Annotated in this window: 1 protein-coding gene; it reads right to left on the bottom strand. The window is 27.0% G+C overall.

What is annotated here, in order from left to right; all coding sequences use genetic code 11:
* On the bottom strand, nucleotides 1-279 hold a 279-nt coding region (locus KA858_RS12265), incomplete at its 3' end, for a helix-turn-helix domain-containing protein (protein WP_210135829.1).
* Between the last annotated feature and the right edge of the window lie 166 nt (nucleotides 280-445).

Below are 445 nucleotides of genomic sequence, written 5' to 3'. Positions count from 1 at the left end.
CTTTTTTAAAATATCCAATTCTATATCTTTTCTCTTGTTTTCTAATTTTAATCGTTCTATTTCTGACAATTCTTCTAATCCTTTACCGTAGGTATATTGTTTCCCAATGTGTTGTGAAAATCTATAACTTTCATCATTTCGATACCATCGCCACCAAGTTTCCACTTGTGTTCTATTTTTAATATTTAATTCTTTCATAATTTCTTTTGTCGAAAAACCAGCTATTTTCATTTCAACTGCTTTATACTTTGTTTCTACTGAATAAGATACTCTTTTCATAGAAAAAACACCTCCGTAAGATTCATTTTAATATGAATTCAACGAAAGTGTTTTTATATAATTCCCACTAATTGGGGTCAGCCCATAATTGGTATTATACTTAATGTTGTTGCAATAATACATATATATTTATTAGTATTTTTTGGTTATTTATCAGGTATTCTAA

It is taken from the genome of Staphylococcus sp. GDX8P80P, assembly GCF_017893095.1.
Classification (GTDB): Bacteria; Bacillota; Bacilli; order Staphylococcales; family Staphylococcaceae; genus Staphylococcus; species Staphylococcus borealis.
Note: the sequence above shows the minus strand (reverse complement) of the source record. Positions and strands in the feature narration are given on the sequence as shown.